Origin of the sequence: Methylocystis silviterrae, assembly GCF_013350005.1 — a bacterium.
Classification (GTDB): Bacteria; Pseudomonadota; Alphaproteobacteria; order Rhizobiales; family Beijerinckiaceae; genus Methylocystis; species Methylocystis silviterrae.
This window is the reverse complement of sequence record NZ_JABVWW010000004.1, coordinates 227564-243217: the sequence shown is the minus strand read 5'-3', so window position 1 is coordinate 243217 and position 15654 is coordinate 227564. Positions and strand designations below refer to the sequence as shown.

The window sequence follows — 15654 nt, the reverse complement described above, 5'->3', positions numbered from 1 at the left end:
CGCACTCAACCCAGCAGATCGATCAGCGGACCGATCAGCGGCGCGTCGGCGGGCGGCATCGGATAGTTGCGCAGATCGCGGGCGCGCGCCCATTTCACCGCCTGTCCCTCCATCGGCGAAATAAAGCCCTCCCACTTACGGCAGACGTAAAGCGGCATCAGAAGATGGAAATCGTCGTAGGCATGGCTCGCGAAAGTTAACGGCGCGAGGCAGGGCGCGCAGACCCGCACGCCAAGTTCCTCTTCGAGTTCGCGCGCGAGAGCGTCTTCCGGCCGCTCGCCGGGATGTAGCTTGCCGCCTGGAAACTCCCACAGACCGGCGAGCTGCTTGCCTTCGGGACGTTGCGCGATCAGCACGCGATTGTCGGCGTCGACGAGCGCCGCCGCCACGACGAGCAATAGAGTCACAGGCGCCCTCAATTGCCGGAGAGAACGACTTTCACCGGGCCGTTTTCCTTGCCGGTGAGCGTCACTTCTTCATACATCGCGCCGCCTTCAGGCGTGGGCGCATCCTTTGGCTTCCAGATGAGCTGGGTGGTGAGATAATAGCGTCCGGGAGCGACATTCTCGAAGGTGAATCGCCCGTTCGACTCCGTCGTCGTCGTGCGGGTCAGAGAGGCGTATTGCGTGTCCGGCTCGACCTTTGGAATTGACGCGGCCGGCAGGAATTTCACCGACCCGTAAAAATTCTTGATGCGGGTCTGCGCATAGGTCGTGGCCGGTATCAGCCTCACGGTTTCGCCGGCGGCGTAGCGCACATTCGATCCCGAGGCGTCGCGCAGAAAGGCCTGTCCGGCAATGACGCCCCTGCCGGGCGCCCTGATGTAATTCGCCTGCGACGGATCGAAGCCGACGCCGGGGGTCGGGCCGCGCCCGGCGTTGCAGGCTGAGAGCAGTACGAGCGGCGCGACGAAGAGAAGCTTGACGCAACGCATGACAATAACGCTCCACCAGAACGCAGGTCGCACACTTTGACCAGCGCCGACGCCCACGCCCCGCGGATCAGACCGAAGAGGCGGCTTCGGCGGCGATCAGGCAATCTAGCACGTCATGCATCGATCTGACGACTGCGACGCACAGCGACCGCTCAGCCGCAGTCGCCGGCGCGAGGTCGGGAATCATGATCGTCATCGCGCCCGAGCCCACGGCGGACTGGACGCCAGCAGGGGAGTCTTCAAGCGCGAGACAATATTGAGGCGCAACAGCAAGCTCCTCCGCGGCCTTCAGAAAGGTCTCCGGCGCGGGCTTTGCCTCTTTCACCATGTCCGCCGTGACTTGCGCCGCGAAATAGTTCAGAAGACCGGCGCGCTCGAGCTGGCGTCTTGCAACCTCGCCGCTCGTCGACGTCGCGACGGCCATGGGCGTGGATCTTGACTGAAGATGCGCCAGGAGTTCGCGCACGCCGGGCTTAACAGGAATGCCGTCCCGGGTGAGCGCGCCAAAGCGATCCTCGAACAGGCCGTCGAAACGCCCCCGAACGAAACCGCCGCCGAACCGGCGTTCCATCAGCGCGTAGCAATTCGACCAGGGCGTTCCGAGCATCTGCAGAAAGAAGCCGTCGTCGGCCTCCAACCGCATCGCGGAACACGCATCGCTAATGGCGCGAAGATAGAGCCGCTCCGTGTCGAGGAGCGTGCCGTCCATGTCGAAAATCGCGGCGCGAACCGCGTTCGGGAGGATCATCCGGCGGATCAGCTCCTGTAATCGCCGTTGATCGCGACATAGTCCTTGGTGAGATCGCAGGTCCACACGGTCGCAGCGCCTTTGCCGAGTCCAAGATCGACGTTGATGACGATGTCGTCACGCTTCATGATCTGCGAAACTTCCGCTTCGTCATAGTCGGGGTCGCGCAGACCCTTGTGGGCGACGCGCACGCCGCCGAACCAGATCGCCAGCTTGTCCCGATCGGCTTTCTCGCCGGCCTTGCCGACGGCCATGACGATGCGGCCCCAATTGGCGTCCTCGCCGGCGATCGCCGTCTTCACAAGCGGCGAATTGGCGATGGAGAAGGCGACGCGCTTCGCCGCCTTGGCGCTGTCGGCGCCCGTCACCGTCACCTCGACGAATTTGCGCGCGCCCTCGCCGTCCCTCACCACTTGATGGGCGAGATCGAGCAGCACGGCGTCGAGCGCACGCTTGAATTCGATCAGCCGCTTGTCGCTCGCCTTCTCAATCTTCGGCGCGCCTCGCGTCTTCGCTGCGCCGGTGGCGAAGAGCAGCAGCGTGTCTGACGTCGACGTGTCGCCGTCGACGGTGATGGCGTTGAAGCTGCCCTTAACGCCGCTCTCGAGCAGCGCCTGCAGCGCCTCGGCGCCGATGGCGGCATCGGTGAAGACGAAGGCGAGCATCGTCGCCATATCCGGCGCGATCATGCCCGCGCCCTTGGCGAAGCCGCTGATCGTCACTTCGACGCCGGCGATCGTCGTTCTTCGGGTCGAGAGCTTCGGATAGGTGTCGGTCGTCATGATGGCGCGCGCGGCGTCCAGCCAGCCGTCGGGCCGCGCCTCCTGCGCGAGCTTCTCAAGCACGCCGTCGAATTTATGCGCGTCGAGCGGTTCGCCGATGACCCCCGTGGACGCCAGAAAAATCTGGCGCTCGGGCGCGCCGGTGGCCGCGGCGGCGAGCTTCGCCGAGAACTTGACCGCCTGTGCGCCGGTCTTGCCGGTGAAGGCGTTGGCGTTTCCGGAATTGACGAGCAGCGCCCGCGCCTTGCCGCCCTTCAGCTTGTCGCGGCACCAATCCACCGGCGCCGAGGGACATTTGGATTTGGTGAAGACGCCCGCGACCGTCGTTCGCGCGTCGAGCAACGCCAGCATCACGTCGGTGCGTCCGGCATAGCGCACGCCCGCGGCGCCGACGCCGAAGCGCACGCCCTCGAGCGGCGGGATTTCGGGCGCGGATTTCGGCGCGAGCGGGGAGACAGCGGCGTTATGAGCCATAGCGGAGCCTTGTCAATGGAGTGGACCTGCGCGGATGTGCCCGGCGCTACAGCTCCGCGTCAAGGCCGAGAAGCGGACCCGCGCAATTCACGCTCCCCCTTGAGGGGGAGAGTCGCGCCGTCATCCACGCGGGGGCGCCCCCACCCGAAAATGCTTCGCGCTTCAACCCTCCCCATTAAAGGGGAGGGCGAAGGGCTCGGCGCTTACTTCTTCTTGGCGTCAGCCGGCTTTTGCGTCGGGGCCGCCGGCTTGGCGCCTGGCGCGCCCTCGGCCGGCGCGTCGGAACGTTCGATCTTGGCGCCCTCGCGCAATTTCATGACGAGTTCGCTCTGCGCTTTCTGCACGACATAGCGGGCGACCTGATCCTTCACCTCATTGAGCGGCGGAAAAACTTTCGGGCGCTTCTCGTCGAGCTTGATGATGTGCCAGCCGAATTGCGTCTTGATCGGATCGGAGACCTGACCCGGCTCCATCTTCGCCGCCGCGTCGCCGAACTCCGGCACCATGCGGTCTTTCGTGAACCAGCCGAGGTCGCCACCCTTGGCGCCGGGGTCCTTGGAAAGTTCTGTCGCGACTTTGCCGAAATCCTCGCCGGCCTTGACGCGCTTCAGCGCGGCCTTCGCCTCTTCTTCGGTCGGCACCAGAATGTGGTGCGCGTGATATTCCGTTTCGGGCTTCTGGTTCTTCGCCGCTTCGTCATAGGTCTGCTTGACGGCAGCTTCAGTCGCCGCATTCTTGGCGACGTCGCCGAGCAACGTCTCCATCAGCGCCTTGTCGCGCAGATAGGCGAGCTTCTTGGCGAATTCCGGCGTCTCGGCGAGCTTGTCGGCCTGCGCTTTCTGCACGACGAGCTGCTCGTCGATCAGGAAGTCGAGCACATAGGTTTCGCGCGCCTTTCCTTCAAGCTGACGCGGAATGGCGGCGCCAAGATCCTCCATGGCGAGCTTCAGGTCCTCGTCGGTGATCTCGACGCCATTGACCTTGGCGAGGGTTTTCGCGACCGCAGATGTCGCGCCGACGGCGCTCATCGCCAGCAGGGCGGCGAGCGCGGTCGCTCCGAGCGCGGCGCGGGCGAGAGAACGCGCATTCTTGCGGGCGTGAGACATGATGTGCTCCAAAAAGAGGCCAGGGCGGCCCTGAACAAAAGCGGCCGTCGCCGCTGGCGGGAAATGCTCCTGCGCGAGGAATCCGGCGTATCTATGCCCGAGGAGCCGGTTCTGACAACTCCCGGCTACGCCGAAACCGGGCGCTCGGCGACCTCTCCGACGACGCTCGTGAAAATTTCCCGGGTTCTCTTCTGCGTATCGGCGAGCAGGGCTTCGAGATTGGAAAGATCTGGCGCGTCGCCGACGCGCAGCAGCAGCTCCGTTAGTCCGCGCGGCGCGTCGGCGGGACGGAAAGCGTCGTCGATGGCGAGCCGCAGCAATTGCGTCAGCCCTTGATAGAGCTTTGAGGCCTCCGCCAGCGCGTCCGCCGCGCCTGCGTCGAGAAATCCGGCGTCTTTGACACGCTGCAGGGCGAGCGTGGCGTTCGTTGAAAAAAGCTCAGGATGTTGCGGGCCATGCAGCAGCATCAAATATTGCGCGATGAACTCGATGTCGATCAATCCTCCGGGGACTTGCTTAACCTCCCAGGGGCTCGTCGCGCCCTTTTCCTTTTCTATTCGCCGGCGCATGGACAAAACGTCGTCCTTGAGTTTTTGCGCGTCGCGAGGACTCGTCAGCGCCACGCGGATCGCCGCTTCGACCCGTTGTGTGAACGGCTCAGGACCCGCGACGACGCGGGCGCGCGTCAAGGCCATGTGCTCCCATGTCCACGCTTCGTTGGCCTGATAATCCGAAAAGGCGGCGAGACTTACTGCGAGCGGCCCGCTGTTGCCGGAAGGGCGCAAACGAAAATCCACCTCATAGAGCAGGCCTTCGGCCGTGGGAGCGGAAAGGGCGCTGATCAGCCTCTGCGTGAGGCGCCCGTAATATTGCTGCGTTGAAATCGGCCGTCCGCCGCCCTGTGATTCCGCCAGCGGGTCGGCGTCGTAGAGCAGCATCAGATCGAGATCGGACGCGGCCGTCATCTCGCATCCGCCGAGCTTGCCCATGGCGACGACGGCGCACGCGCCGCCATCGATCGTTCCATGAGTCCTGGCGAATTCCTCGCAGACGTGCGCGAAGAGCCGGGCGATCAGCGTTTCGGCGAGTCGCGTATAGGCGAAGCCGGCTTCCGCTACCGACAGTGAGCCCGTCAGAATGCGCACGCCGATGAGGAATTTCTGCTCCTGTCCGAAGATGCGGGCGCGGTCGAGCGCGTCTTCATAAGAGCGCGCCTCGGCGAATTGCCCGGCGAGGCGCTGCTCCAATTCGCTTTGCGTCGGCACCGTCTCGAAAAAGGCGGGCTCCATCAGCGCGTCGAGCACGCGCGGGCGCCAGGAGATCGTTTCGGCGAGCTTGGGCGCCGCGCCCGTAATCGCGGCGAGGAGTTTGAGAAGCCGCGGCTGCGAGACGAGCAGGGAAAAGAGCTGCACCCCCGCCGGCAGTTTCGAGATGAGCCTGTCGAAGGCGAGAAATGCGGCGTCGGCGTTCTCCGTCGCGGCGATGGCTTCGAGCAGGATGGGGGTGAGCTCCGTCAGTCGTTCGCGGGCGACGGTCGAACGCGTCGCGGCGTAGCGGCCGAAATGCCAGCCGCGAATGGTCGCCGTCACCGTCTTAGGGCTGGCGAAGCCCATATTCGCGAGCGTTTCGATCGTCCCCGGATCGTCGTCGTCGCCGGTGAAGACGAGATTGCCGGCCGCTGATGTGAGCTGCGGCGCGCTTTCGAAAAGCTTCGCATAATGGCTCTGCACCACGTCGAGCCGCTTCAGCAGCGCTGCGGCGAAGTCGGCGTAGCCCGCAAAGCCCATCATACAGCCGATAACGGCGACGCCGTCTTCAGTTTCCGGCAGCGTGTGTTTCTGCTCGTCGGCGACCATCTGGATGCGATGCTCGACGTCGCGCAGAAAGAGATAGGCTTCGCGCAGATCATCGCGCGCTTGCGGCGCCACCCAGCCGCTCTCGACGAGCTGGTCGAGCATCGCCAGAGTCGAGCGCCCGCGCAGGCGCCGATCGCGGCCGCCGGTGATGAGCTGCTGCGTCTGCACGAAAAATTCGATCTCGCGAATGCCGCCGCGTCCCAGTTTGATGTTGTGGCCGACGACGGCGACCTTGCCGTGTCCCTTATGGGCGTGAATCTGCCGCTTGATGGAATGGACGTCGGCGATCGCGGCGAAGTCGAAATATTTGCGCCAGATAAAGGGCGCGAGCTCCTGCAGGAATTGCTCGCCGGCGAAGATGTCGCCCGCGACCGGCCGCGCCTTGATATAGGCGGCGCGCTCCCAGTTCTGGCCCATGCTCTCGTAATAGCTCAGCGCCGCTTCGAGCGGGATGGCGATCGGCGTCGCGCCCGGATCGGGACGCAGTCGCAAATCGGTGCGAAACACATAGCCGTCGACCGTGCGCTCGCTCATGATCCGCACGATCCGCTTCGTCTGTCTGACGAAGAAATCAACGTCCTCGGACGGTTCGGCGAGGCGCGCCCGCGAGCGGTCGAAAAAAACGATGAGGTCGATGTCGGAGGAGTAGTTCAGCTCAAAGGCGCCGCCCTTGCCCATGCCCAGAAAAATCCATCCCGATCCGCGTTCCGGGTCGCGCTGATCGGCGAGTTCGATCTTGCCGGCGAGCGCAGCGGCGCGCAGCGTGAAGCGAATGGCGGCGGAAAGCGTGGCGTCGGCGATCCGGGTGAGCGCCCGCGTCGCCTCCGGCATGTCCCAGACTTTGGCGAGATCGGCGAGGGCGATCACGAGCGCGGCTTCTTGCTTGGTGACGCGCAGCAGGCGCATCAGCTCGGCTTCGTCTTGGGTTTCGATGTTTCGCGTTTCTTCGATCAGGGCCTCGACACGCTGCGCGGGATCGCTGGTGAGGATGCGCGCGAGCCGCGCCGGATCGCGGGCGGCAAGGTCGGTCAGATAGGTCGAGGCGCCGAACACGCCGAGCAGCAGATCGCGCGCTTTCGGCCGCTCCAGCAACAGCGCCGCGAGCGCGCCATTGGCCGCGCCGTCTTTTTCGAGAACGCGCGCCAGCGCCGCTTCGGCCTTCTCGGCGTCGAGAGGCGCGATGAAGACCTTGGCGCTGTCGAGAAGGGCGTTGGCGTCCGACGTCAAATTGATTTGCCTTTCAGGGCGTCGAGAGCGGTTTTGCGCCGGGATATAAATCCGGCTATGCGGTAAATCAGCTTTGAGAGTCGACAGGCGATCGTCAACGGAAAAAGGAGCCGGACCCTCGTCCTTCGAGACGGCTCCTGCGGAGCCCCCTCAGGATGAGGGTCCTTGGTTCCGCAGAAGGAACAGGCTTCACGGCGTCATTGTGGTCTTGATGCTGAGTGAAGCAGCGCACAACAAGCTCCCTCATCCTGTCGAAGGACGAGGGAGCGTGGCGCCAATGATGAGAAAGATTTCATGTCGCAAGAGGATGTCGCGCAGCTGCTCGCCCGCATCGCCGGGGCGCTGGAGCGCCTGGCGCCGCCGCAGCCGCAGGCGCCCGACTTCTCCGCCGCCGAGGCGTTCGTCTGGCGCGCCGCCGGCGAGGCGTTCCATCCCGTGCGCCGCGTCAATCGCGTCGATCTGGCGCTGCTCAAGGGAGTCGACCGTCAGCGCGACATGCTTCTCGCCAACACCAGCCGCTTCGCGCAGGGGCTTCCCGCCAACAACGCGCTCATGTGGGGCGCGCGCGGCATGGGCAAATCCTCGCTGGTGAAATCGGTTCACGGCGCGCTCGCCGAGAAGGGGCTGAAACTCATCGAAATCCATCGCGAGGATATTGAAGCGCTGCCCGCGCTGCTCGGCGCGCTGGCGCAGGCGCCCTTCCGCTTCATCGTCTTTTGCGACGACCTTTCATTCGACGGCGCGGAGACGAGCTACAAGGCGCTCAAGACCGCTCTCGAAGGCGGCGTCGAGGGGCGGCCGGACAATGTGCTGTTTTACGCCACGTCGAATCGCCGCCATTTGTTGCCGCGCGACATGATGGAAAATGAGAGCGCCACCGCCATCCACCCAGGCGAGGTGATTGAAGAGAAAATCTCGCTCTCCGATCGCTTTGGACTTTGGATCGGCTTTCACAATTGCAGCCAGGACGACTATCTGGCGATGGTCTTCGGCTACGCCGACCATTTTGGCCTGAACGCGCCCGAGGCGACGATCCGCGCCGAGGCGCTGGAGTGGTCCATCACCCGCGGCGGCCGTTCCGGCCGTGTCGCTTGGCAGTTCGTGCAGGATCTCGCGGGGCGATTGGGCAAAGAATTGTCTTAGGATCGTCCGGCGTTTACGCGTCCACGCCTGACTTCGCCCGGTTTTATTTTCGCGCTTGCTGGCTTTCGTCCCGCGTCAGGCTTAGCCTGAGCTGGGGCGGAAAAGGGGGCAGCATGAGCTTCAGACGTATTGCGCTTATCTCGACCATAATGTTCCTCTCGCTGGTTTCTCTTTCGGAAAGCGCCTTTGCTTTCTGCGGCGTGTTGCAGGCTTCGGCCAGCGGCTATTCCAGAGAGGAAGCGCTTTCAAAGGCCAACAACAAGGGACTGGTGGAGGTTCGAAGGCTCGAAGGCAATTATGGGAGCCGCAATGTTCATTACCAAACCGCCTCGTCGTCTTGCCGGGAAGGCGGGAGGGTGACGTGCTTCATCTCGCAGAAGTTCTGCGTCGACAGCGGCCAACGACAGCGGCCGGGTCGCGGCGAGGAAGGCCATTCGATGCATGGCTGCCCGCCCGGAACGCGGCCCGTGCCGGAAACCGATAATTGCGCGCCTGTACGTAAACGATCCAGCGAATTTGAAAGCCAGCCGTGGAAAAAGCCGGGTTGCCGGACCTGGAAACAGAGCTGCGACAGGGGCGACGCCCGGGCCTGCGGCAGATATGAGTCGACCTGCCAGGTCAATTGACGCGAGAACATTGCGAGACGCCTGCACGGCAGGCGTCTCGGATCGCCGTCTGACGGATTAATACGGACGCTCCGGCGTGCATTCCGCGGTCGTGCATCGCGGTTGGTAGGCGTAGGGGATCATGGCGGCGACAAGCAGCAATCCGCCCATGATGATGATCGCCATTTTGTAATTCATCGCGGTTCCTCTCCGACAGCGTTCGGCCCTTGGGCTAGATTTCAAAAAAATCCCACGTCGCCCGCCGCGCGTCTGTGACTTTGTCCTCATCGCCCGCGTGGGGCAGGAAGGATCGGAAAATCAAATCGTCTTGGCTTTGAACCGGCAGAGATCGGCGATCAGGCAACGCGGGCATTCTGGCCTGCGCGCCTTGCACACATAGCGACCGTGCAGAATGAGCCAGTGATGCGCGTGCAGCAGATATTTGCCTGGCACGATGCGTTCCAGCCCCGCTTCGACCTCTTCTGGCGTCTTGCCGCTTGCGAGCGGCAACCGGTTGGAGACCCGGAAGATATGCGTGTCGACGGCGATCACCGGCTCGCCGAAGGCGACATTGAGCACGACATTCGCGGTCTTGCGGCCGACGCCGGGGAGCGCCGTCAATTCCTCGCGCGTGCGCGGCACGTCTCCGCCATGCCGTTCGACCAGCAATCGCGACAGGGCGACGATATTTTTCGCCTTGGCGCGGTAGAGGCCGATCGTTTTGATCAGGTCGCGCACGCGCTCTTCGCCAAGCGTCGCCATCTTGGCGGGCGTGTCGGCCTGCACGAAGAGCGCCGGAGTCGCCTTGTTGACCCCAGCATCCGTCGCTTGTGCGGACAGCACGACGGCGACGAGCAGCGTGAAGGGGTTTTTGTAACCGAGTTCGGTCTTGGGTTCAGGATTTGCGGCTGCGAGACGCGCAAATATCTCTTCGATGCGCGCCGCTTCAGCGGCCGCCGGCCGCCGCCCACCGGCTCGCGGTTTTTTCGTGACGCGCGCGCGCTGACTGTTTGTTTCCGCCATGGGCGCGTTATAACTTTTAGAATCTGAGGGACAAAGCCGGCAGGAGAAATGTCCGACCCCTTCGAGCGGAAAATTTACGCAGCGCGGCTGACGCCGCATCGGTCGATGACGCCGCACGCCTTCTATCTTTTCATCATGATTTTCTGTTTCGGACAGGTCCTGTTCGCGCTGCCGTTCTTCTTCATGGGCGCCTGGCCCGTCGCCGGCTTCATGGGCCTCGATGCGGTTGGTCTCTATCTCGCCTTCCGCGTCAGCTTCCGCGCCGCCCGCAGTCATGAGACGCTCGACCTCACGCCGCTGGAGCTCGTTTTCGCGCAAATCGGCGCGCGCGGACAACGAAAGGAATGGCGCTTCAACCCTTCCTGGGTGCGGCTTGAGCAAACGATCCACGAAGAATTCGGGACAGAGCGGGTGGCCCTGATCTCGCGCGGCGAATGCATTGAGATCGGCGCCTTTTTGGGGCCGGATCAGAAAGCGGAGCTGGCGCGAGAACTCAACCGCGCGCTCATCGACGCGCGCATGGGAACCCGTTTCGGCTAGAACGCGCTCCATTCCGCCCAAAAGCGGCAAGATCTATCGTCGCTGGCTCAACATAGCGTCGGCTTCCCGCATCAGCCGCGCCTCGTGCCGCTTATAGTAGCGCCAAAGCACAAACAGCCCGATGACGAGCCCGCCGGCGAGGGCCATCGCGATAGGACCTTCGATTTTTTCGAAGCCGGCCGTAAGGTAATAAGCGCCAAAGCCGAATACGCACGCCCAAACGACGCCGCCCGTCGCGTTATAGATGAAGAAATGGCCAGGCGGCAGATGGTTTGCGCCTGCGAGCGAGGCCGCGAGAATGCGCAGCAACGCGATGAAGCGGCCGAAAAAGACGATCGCGCCGCCCCAACGATAGAAGAGATATTGGCCCAGGCGCAGCTTTTCGGGCCCGAGCCCGACATGATGGCCGTAGCGTTCGAGAAGCTTCGTTCCATACTCCCGCCCCAGCCAATAGCCGACATTGTCGCCGACGATCGCGCCCGCAGCGGCCGCCACGACAATATTCTCGATGGCGATCGCTCCGGAGAGCCGCGCGTAAATTGCCGCGCCGACCAGCATGGTTTCGCCGGGCAGCGGAATGCCGGCGCTTTCCAGGGCCACGACGATAAAGATCGCCCAATAGCCGTAGGTCGAAAGGATCGCGGCGATCTGCGCCTGGTCGAGAAAATGCGTCATCCATGGCCCAGAAAGTGTCGGCTTCCGCGACTCTCATGTAGGCCTAAACGCGCAAATGGCGACGTCGCCGAAGCGAGGCCGCCATTCAAAAACGTCGATCGGACAGGGTCAGTGATATTGCAGCGCATTCTCGCGCGCGGCGCTGAAGGCGTAGGGCGGCGTCACCGCCATGGCCTCGCTGTCGACGAAGAAGGGGTGGCGCTCCAGCGCCACTTGCAGGACCTCACGCAATCCTCTGAGCAGAGGCTGGTCGTCGCGGACAACCTTGGCCCGAAGCGCCTCTTGCGCGGCTTCATCCGAGCGGCTCGCGAAATCACGCACCGCCAGCGCGACGAATCTGCCAACGCTGACGCCTTTCTCCTCAGCCGCGGCGCGCACGCGCTCGGCGAAGCCGCCGCCAATGCATGCCAAGGCGGCATGCGCCACCTTGTCGTTCGAGCAGGAATTGATCAGATCTACGATGACCATGACGACCTCCGCCCTTGAACGTTCCATGTTTTGGAACCCTTTGTTGGCCGCGGTGTCTCCGCGACATCAGTTCCCTCGCGCCGTTCGGCGCGTTCGCTTCCGCCAAGCTATCCAGTCAAGCTGAACGTTATCTGTATGAGTGCTGAAAAAATTCCGCATCCGACGATCGGATGGGATCTCTCAAGCCCGGCGAACAAGGCTGTCGGCGCAAGAGCCGAGAGACGTTCGCTCCCCATGCCGTGCGCTGCTGCCTTCTAACTGAAAGCCGTGACAGCTTCGCGACGAAGTTCGCCAGCATATCAACAACATAATGATCAGCCGAGCTGAGGCCACAGCACGACCTCTGACTCAACTCGTGGCTAGAGCAATGGTTCCGAGCAGCTAAAAAATTCGTAGCTGCGGCGCAAAAGATCACGCGGCGCCGCGGAATCCTCACCAAGCGCCAATGTTGGGCGCCGAAGCCCAGGGTTCCGTTGGCGGCAGCGGCGCGCCCTTCTGCAACAACTCGATGGAGATCGAATCCGGCGTTTGCACGAAGGCCATATGGCCGTCGCGCGGCGGCCGATTGATCGTCACGCCCGCCGCCTGCAGTCGCGCGCAGACTTCGTAAATATTCTCAACGGCGAAGGCGAGGTGACCGAAATTCCGCCCGCCGGCATATGTGTGTTCGTCCCAGTTATGGGTGAGTTCGATTGTCGGCGCGTTGTTTTCCTTGGCTTGCGCGGCATCCTCGGGCGCGGCGAGATAGACGAGCGTATAGCGCGCCTTTTCGTTCTGGGTGCGGCGCACCTCCTGTAGTCCAAGCGCGCCGCAAAAAAACGCTAGCGCGCGGTCGAGGTCGCCGACTCGGATCATGGTGTGCAGAAATCTCATATGCGGCTCCTATCTGATGCGTCCGCCATAATAATAGCGTTTCGCGGGCGCGGATTTGCACCCACGCCGGGCGCCTGCTAGAGCGCTGGCGCTCCCAAAACATGGTGCGTATTGAGTTGACCGAGACGAATGCTCTTCCGCGAGCGGCGACCAGCGTCAAGCTGGCGGCCGCGAAGGCCTCGATCGCCGCCAGCGCTTTGCTCGCGGCGGCGAAACTCGCAGCCGGTCTGTGGTCTGGCTCGCTCGCGCTTCTGTCCGAGTCCGGGCACGCCTTCGTGGACACCGGCGCGACAGTGCTGACTTTCTTTGCAGTGCGCGAAGCAGAGAAGCCGGCGGACGAGGAACATCACTATGGCCATGGCAAATATGAGGCGCTGGCCGCGCTGATCCAAACCGGCTTCCTCTTCGGCCTCGCCTTGTTCATCGTCGGCGAAGCCTGGAGGCGGTTGCAGGAAACGGATGTCGTGATCGACGCCGGCTGGCCGATCTATGGCGTTCTGGTCGTCTCGATCGTCGTCGATTTCGTGCGCTCGCGGCAGTTGCGGCGGATCGCAAAGGAAGAGGGCAGCGACGCTCTGGCCGCCGACGCGCTGCATTTTTCGAGCGATCTGGTGTCATCGGCGCTGGTGCTGCTCGGACTCATTGCGGCGCATTATGGGTTTGAGCGCGGCGACGCGCTCGCCGCCTTGGGCGTGGCCGCTTTCATCGCCATCGCGGGTTTTCGGCTGGGCCGTCGCACGATCGACACTCTGCTCGACGCTGCGCCACGCGAAGTGGCGCCGCATCTCGAGAGGGCGATCGTCGACGTGCCGGGCGTCATCGCGATCGATTCGCTGCGGCTGCGCACGATTGGCCCTGACATCATCGGCGAAGCGACGATCGGCGTTTCGCGCGGCTTGCGCGTCGAGCAGGCGGCGCGCATCAAATCGGCCGTCGCCGAAGCGATCGCCACAGTCACGCCGCGCGCCCGGGTCACGCTGTCGATCGAGCCGCGGGCGCTTGACGACGAAACGATCGCGGAACGCATCCTGCTGGTTGGGGCGCGTCGCCACATTCACGCCCATCATGTCATCGCCCAGCAGATCGAGGGCAGACTATCGATCGGCGTCGACGTCGAACTCGATGGCGCGATGCCGCTCGGCCGCGCGCATGCGATCGCCGCCGACTTCGAGAGCGCGCTGCGCGACGAATTTGGCGCCGACGCCGAAGTCGACACGCATATCGAGCCGCTCGAGCTGCAATTGCTCGCGGCGCAGGTCGCCGATCCCGGGCTTGCCTGCGCGATTGAAACGGCGCTTGCGCGCGTCGCCGCTCAGACCCGACCGCCGGCGCAAGTGCGGGACGTACGAGTCCGCGAAACCGCCGGAGGCATCGTCGTCAACTTCCGCTGCCGTCTGGACGCGGCCGCATCCGTGCAAAGCGCCCATGACGCGCTCGACGAGATCGAGCGCCGCACACGCGAGGAATTTCCGGCGATTCTGCGCATCGTCGGCCGCGCCGAGCCCGGCGATCGCTCAACCGCCGCATAGCCAAGGATGCGCGCTTCGTCTATGAGAGACGCCATGACACAGCAGTCGGACGCCGCCGCTGACATCGCCTCGCTGCCTTTCGAACAGGCGATGCAGGAGCTCGAGCGTATCGTCGCCGACCTGGAGAAAGGCGCCGTCTCGCTCGACGAGTCGGTGAAGCTCTATGCGCGCGGCAAGGCGCTGCAGGCGCGCTGCGAGGCTCTTCTCGCCGAGGCCGAAGCCCGCATCGAGAAAATCACGCTTGGCGAGAACGGCCAGCCGACAGGAGTCGCGCCCTTCGACGTCGAATAGACGTTAATCCAAGTGTTAATCTAAGTGTTCCTCCTCCGCCGCCTCTCGCGACAATCTGTGGACGCGGGCCATGAACGCGATAGCGATGAGCACCGCGATCGGCATCGCGAGGGCGGCGACGAGATCGGCGGAAACCTGCGGCGGCAGAGCGCCAGCGGCCTTGAGCCCCTTAGCGACAAAGCTGAAGAGTCCGGTGAGAAAATAGGCGAGCCCGGCGATCGTGATTCCTTGCACGATGCGGTTGAGCCGCATCTGCAAACGCGTGCGGCGGTTCATCTCTTCAAGCAGCGCGCTGTTCTGCCGCTCCATTTCCAGCGTGATGCCGGTGCGCATCAGATCGGTCGCCCGCTCGACCTGCGCCGAAAAGCGGGTCTGGCGCGCCTCGACGGCGTTGCAGGTTTCGATCGCTGGATCAAGGCGCGCATTGAGAAAATCCGAAATCGTCACATATTGTCCTTCGCGCCGTTCCTGCAGCTGGGAGAGCCGGTTCTTCACCAGCGCGCGATAGGCGCGGCTCGCGTCGAAACGGAAGGCCGTGCGCGTCGATAGCGCCTGACCGCTCGCGAGCAGGTCCGAGAGCCGTTTCAGCAAAAGGTAATTGACGCGCATATCATGCGCTTCGTTCAGCGCTTCGGTGATGCCCGAAAGCTCTCGCTCCATGTTGGCGAGTTGCGGCGACACTTGCCGCGCGAGCGGCAGCCCGAGCAGCGCCATCGTGCGATAAGTTTCGATCTCGAGGACGCGCTGCGCGAGACGGCCGGCTTCGAAACGCGGCAGCGCCTTTCCGCGGATCAGCATGCGCGTAAAGCCATAGGCGTCGACGGCGAAGTCGGTCAGAACCTGCGCGTCGCGATCTTCGACGCAGACGACGCACAGACTCTGCGAATTGAAATAGGATGCAAGCTCTTCGACCGATCGCGCGCCGTCGACGACGCAGAGCTGCGTCGCGACGATGAGAACTCCCGGCGGCTTAAAGGAGATTTCGCCCGCTTTGAACGGATCGGCATGCGCGAAGGGGATATCGGCGCCGACGCCAGTCGACCAGCTGTAGGTGGTGAATTCGCTATGTTGCTCCCAGCGAAGCCGCCAGTCGCCAAAGATAAAGTAGTGGAACCGCGCGCCCGGATCCGGCGCCAGCACGCCATGCGCGAGCGCGAGCGCGCCGATCGCTTCACGATCGGCGGCCGCCGCTTCATGGTCCGTGGCGAAGGCGTAGTGATAGACGCGCCGGGGCGCGTCGAGCGGCAGGAACGGCCGCGCGTGCAGCTCCGCGAGAACCGCTTCGCGGAACGGATGCTCGCTGAGAGTCTTGGGTTCGTCTTCGCTGATTTCCATTGCGTCTCTCGGCTCGCATTGGAGGGGTGCATCGTTCACGCGACT

General features: G+C 63.8%; 16 protein-coding genes. 5 read left to right on the top strand and 11 right to left on the bottom strand.

Features of this window, described 5'->3' with window-relative positions:
- Window positions 1-5: 5 nt before the first annotated feature.
- The 6 genes from HUN39_RS06500 to HUN39_RS06475 all read right to left on the bottom strand — a co-directional run bounded on the left by HUN39_RS06500 (window position 6) and on the right by HUN39_RS06475 (window position 7127).
- Window positions 6-398: a (deoxy)nucleoside triphosphate pyrophosphohydrolase gene (locus HUN39_RS06500; protein WP_014892397.1), complete on the bottom strand. Its 393-nt coding sequence runs from the start codon at window positions 396-398 to the stop codon at window positions 6-8.
- Between the two features lie 17 nt (window positions 399-415).
- Complete coding sequence (locus tag HUN39_RS06495; RefSeq protein ID WP_175093642.1) at window positions 416-934, bottom strand: carboxypeptidase-like regulatory domain-containing protein; 519 nt, start codon at window positions 932-934, stop codon at window positions 416-418.
- A 67-nt stretch (window positions 935-1001) separates the two neighbouring features.
- Window positions 1002-1682 (bottom strand): HAD family hydrolase, encoded by a 681-nt coding sequence (locus tag HUN39_RS06490; protein ID WP_175093641.1) that lies wholly within the window; start codon window positions 1680-1682, stop codon window positions 1002-1004.
- 8 nt (window positions 1683-1690) lie between these two features.
- On the bottom strand, window positions 1691-2938 hold the full coding sequence (gene argJ / locus HUN39_RS06485; RefSeq protein ID WP_175093640.1) for a bifunctional glutamate N-acetyltransferase/amino-acid acetyltransferase ArgJ: 1248 nt from the start codon (window positions 2936-2938) through the stop codon (window positions 1691-1693).
- A gap of 203 nt (window positions 2939-3141) precedes the next feature.
- On the bottom strand, window positions 3142-4044 hold the full coding sequence (locus HUN39_RS06480; RefSeq protein ID WP_175093639.1) for a peptidylprolyl isomerase: 903 nt from the start codon (window positions 4042-4044) through the stop codon (window positions 3142-3144).
- 125 nt (window positions 4045-4169) lie between these two features.
- Window positions 4170-7127 carry a bifunctional [glutamine synthetase] adenylyltransferase/[glutamine synthetase]-adenylyl-L-tyrosine phosphorylase gene (locus HUN39_RS06475; protein WP_175093638.1) on the bottom strand — a complete coding sequence of 986 codons (2958 nt, stop codon included), beginning with the start codon at window positions 7125-7127 and terminating at the stop codon, window positions 4170-4172.
- Between the two features lie 294 nt (window positions 7128-7421).
- Here HUN39_RS06475 and HUN39_RS06470 point away from each other — a divergent pair, with 294 nt between their 5' ends.
- Both HUN39_RS06470 and HUN39_RS06465 read left to right on the top strand, forming a co-directional pair.
- Window positions 7422-8270, top strand: a complete 849-nt coding sequence (locus tag HUN39_RS06470) for an ATP-binding protein (RefSeq protein ID WP_175093637.1) — start codon at window positions 7422-7424, stop codon at window positions 8268-8270.
- A gap of 113 nt (window positions 8271-8383) precedes the next feature.
- A complete protein-coding gene (locus HUN39_RS06465) occupies window positions 8384-8896 on the top strand; it encodes a hypothetical protein (protein ID WP_175093636.1) in 513 nt (170 codons plus the stop codon).
- Between the two features lie 297 nt (window positions 8897-9193).
- Here HUN39_RS06465 and nth read toward each other — a convergent pair whose 3' ends face one another.
- Window positions 9194-9898, bottom strand: coding sequence for an endonuclease III (gene nth, locus HUN39_RS06460; RefSeq protein WP_175093635.1), 705 nt, complete (start codon window positions 9896-9898; stop codon window positions 9194-9196).
- 48 nt (window positions 9899-9946) lie between these two features.
- Between nth and HUN39_RS06455 the strand changes: the two genes are divergently transcribed.
- Window positions 9947-10438 (top strand): DUF2244 domain-containing protein, encoded by a 492-nt coding sequence (locus HUN39_RS06455; RefSeq protein WP_175093634.1) that lies wholly within the window; start codon window positions 9947-9949, stop codon window positions 10436-10438.
- A 33-nt stretch (window positions 10439-10471) separates the two neighbouring features.
- Here the strand turns inward: HUN39_RS06455 and HUN39_RS06450 are convergent, their stop codons facing one another.
- The 3 genes from HUN39_RS06450 to HUN39_RS06440 all read right to left on the bottom strand — a co-directional run bounded on the left by HUN39_RS06450 (window position 10472) and on the right by HUN39_RS06440 (window position 12454).
- A complete protein-coding gene (locus HUN39_RS06450; RefSeq protein ID WP_175093633.1) occupies window positions 10472-11113 on the bottom strand; it encodes a DedA family protein in 642 nt (213 codons plus the stop codon).
- A 108-nt stretch (window positions 11114-11221) separates the two neighbouring features.
- Complete coding sequence (locus tag HUN39_RS06445) at window positions 11222-11581, bottom strand: hypothetical protein (protein ID WP_232365949.1); 360 nt, start codon at window positions 11579-11581, stop codon at window positions 11222-11224.
- A 432-nt stretch (window positions 11582-12013) separates the two neighbouring features.
- Window positions 12014-12454 (bottom strand): VOC family protein, encoded by a 441-nt coding sequence (locus HUN39_RS06440; RefSeq protein WP_175093631.1) that lies wholly within the window; start codon window positions 12452-12454, stop codon window positions 12014-12016.
- Window positions 12455-12555: 101 nt separating this feature from the next.
- Here HUN39_RS06440 and HUN39_RS06435 point away from each other — a divergent pair, with 101 nt between their 5' ends.
- The gene (locus HUN39_RS06435) at window positions 12556-13983 is read left to right on the top strand and encodes a cation diffusion facilitator family transporter (protein WP_175093630.1); all 1428 of its coding nucleotides are present in this window, start codon (window positions 12556-12558) and stop codon (window positions 13981-13983) included.
- A 33-nt stretch (window positions 13984-14016) separates the two neighbouring features.
- A complete protein-coding gene (locus HUN39_RS06430; protein WP_029648658.1) occupies window positions 14017-14274 on the top strand; it encodes an exodeoxyribonuclease VII small subunit in 258 nt (85 codons plus the stop codon).
- Window positions 14275-14289: 15 nt separating this feature from the next.
- Here HUN39_RS06430 and HUN39_RS06425 read toward each other — a convergent pair whose 3' ends face one another.
- A complete protein-coding gene (locus HUN39_RS06425; RefSeq protein ID WP_332310729.1) occupies window positions 14290-15648 on the bottom strand; it encodes a DUF3422 family protein in 1359 nt (452 codons plus the stop codon).
- Between the last annotated feature and the right edge of the window lie 6 nt (window positions 15649-15654).

What these genes read in the sequence shown, in the direction of transcription:
- HUN39_RS06495 (WP_175093642.1), bottom strand. Translation starts at nt 934, where the DNA reads ATGCGTTGCGTCAAGCTTCTCTTCGTCGCGCCGCTCGTACTGCTCTCA.
- nth (WP_175093635.1), bottom strand. Translation starts at nt 9,898, where the DNA reads ATGGCGGAAACAAACAGTCAGCGCGCGCGCGTCACGAAAAAACCGCGA.
- HUN39_RS06430 (WP_029648658.1), top strand. Translation starts at nt 14,017, where the DNA reads ATGACACAGCAGTCGGACGCCGCCGCTGACATCGCCTCGCTGCCTTTC.
- HUN39_RS06440 (WP_175093631.1), bottom strand. Translation starts at nt 12,454, where the DNA reads ATGAGATTTCTGCACACCATGATCCGAGTCGGCGACCTCGACCGCGCG.
- HUN39_RS06445 (WP_232365949.1), bottom strand. Translation starts at nt 11,581, where the DNA reads ATGGTCATCGTAGATCTGATCAATTCCTGCTCGAACGACAAGGTGGCG.
- HUN39_RS06490 (WP_175093641.1), bottom strand. Translation starts at nt 1,682, where the DNA reads ATGATCCTCCCGAACGCGGTTCGCGCCGCGATTTTCGACATGGACGGC.
- HUN39_RS06455 (WP_175093634.1), top strand. Translation starts at nt 9,947, where the DNA reads ATGTCCGACCCCTTCGAGCGGAAAATTTACGCAGCGCGGCTGACGCCG.
- HUN39_RS06470 (WP_175093637.1), top strand. Translation starts at nt 7,422, where the DNA reads ATGTCGCAAGAGGATGTCGCGCAGCTGCTCGCCCGCATCGCCGGGGCG.
- HUN39_RS06450 (WP_175093633.1), bottom strand. Translation starts at nt 11,113, where the DNA reads ATGACGCATTTTCTCGACCAGGCGCAGATCGCCGCGATCCTTTCGACC.
- argJ (WP_175093640.1), bottom strand. Translation starts at nt 2,938, where the DNA reads ATGGCTCATAACGCCGCTGTCTCCCCGCTCGCGCCGAAATCCGCGCCC.
- HUN39_RS06465 (WP_175093636.1), top strand. Translation starts at nt 8,384, where the DNA reads ATGAGCTTCAGACGTATTGCGCTTATCTCGACCATAATGTTCCTCTCG.
- HUN39_RS06480 (WP_175093639.1), bottom strand. Translation starts at nt 4,044, where the DNA reads ATGTCTCACGCCCGCAAGAATGCGCGTTCTCTCGCCCGCGCCGCGCTC.
- HUN39_RS06435 (WP_175093630.1), top strand. Translation starts at nt 12,556, where the DNA reads ATGGTGCGTATTGAGTTGACCGAGACGAATGCTCTTCCGCGAGCGGCG.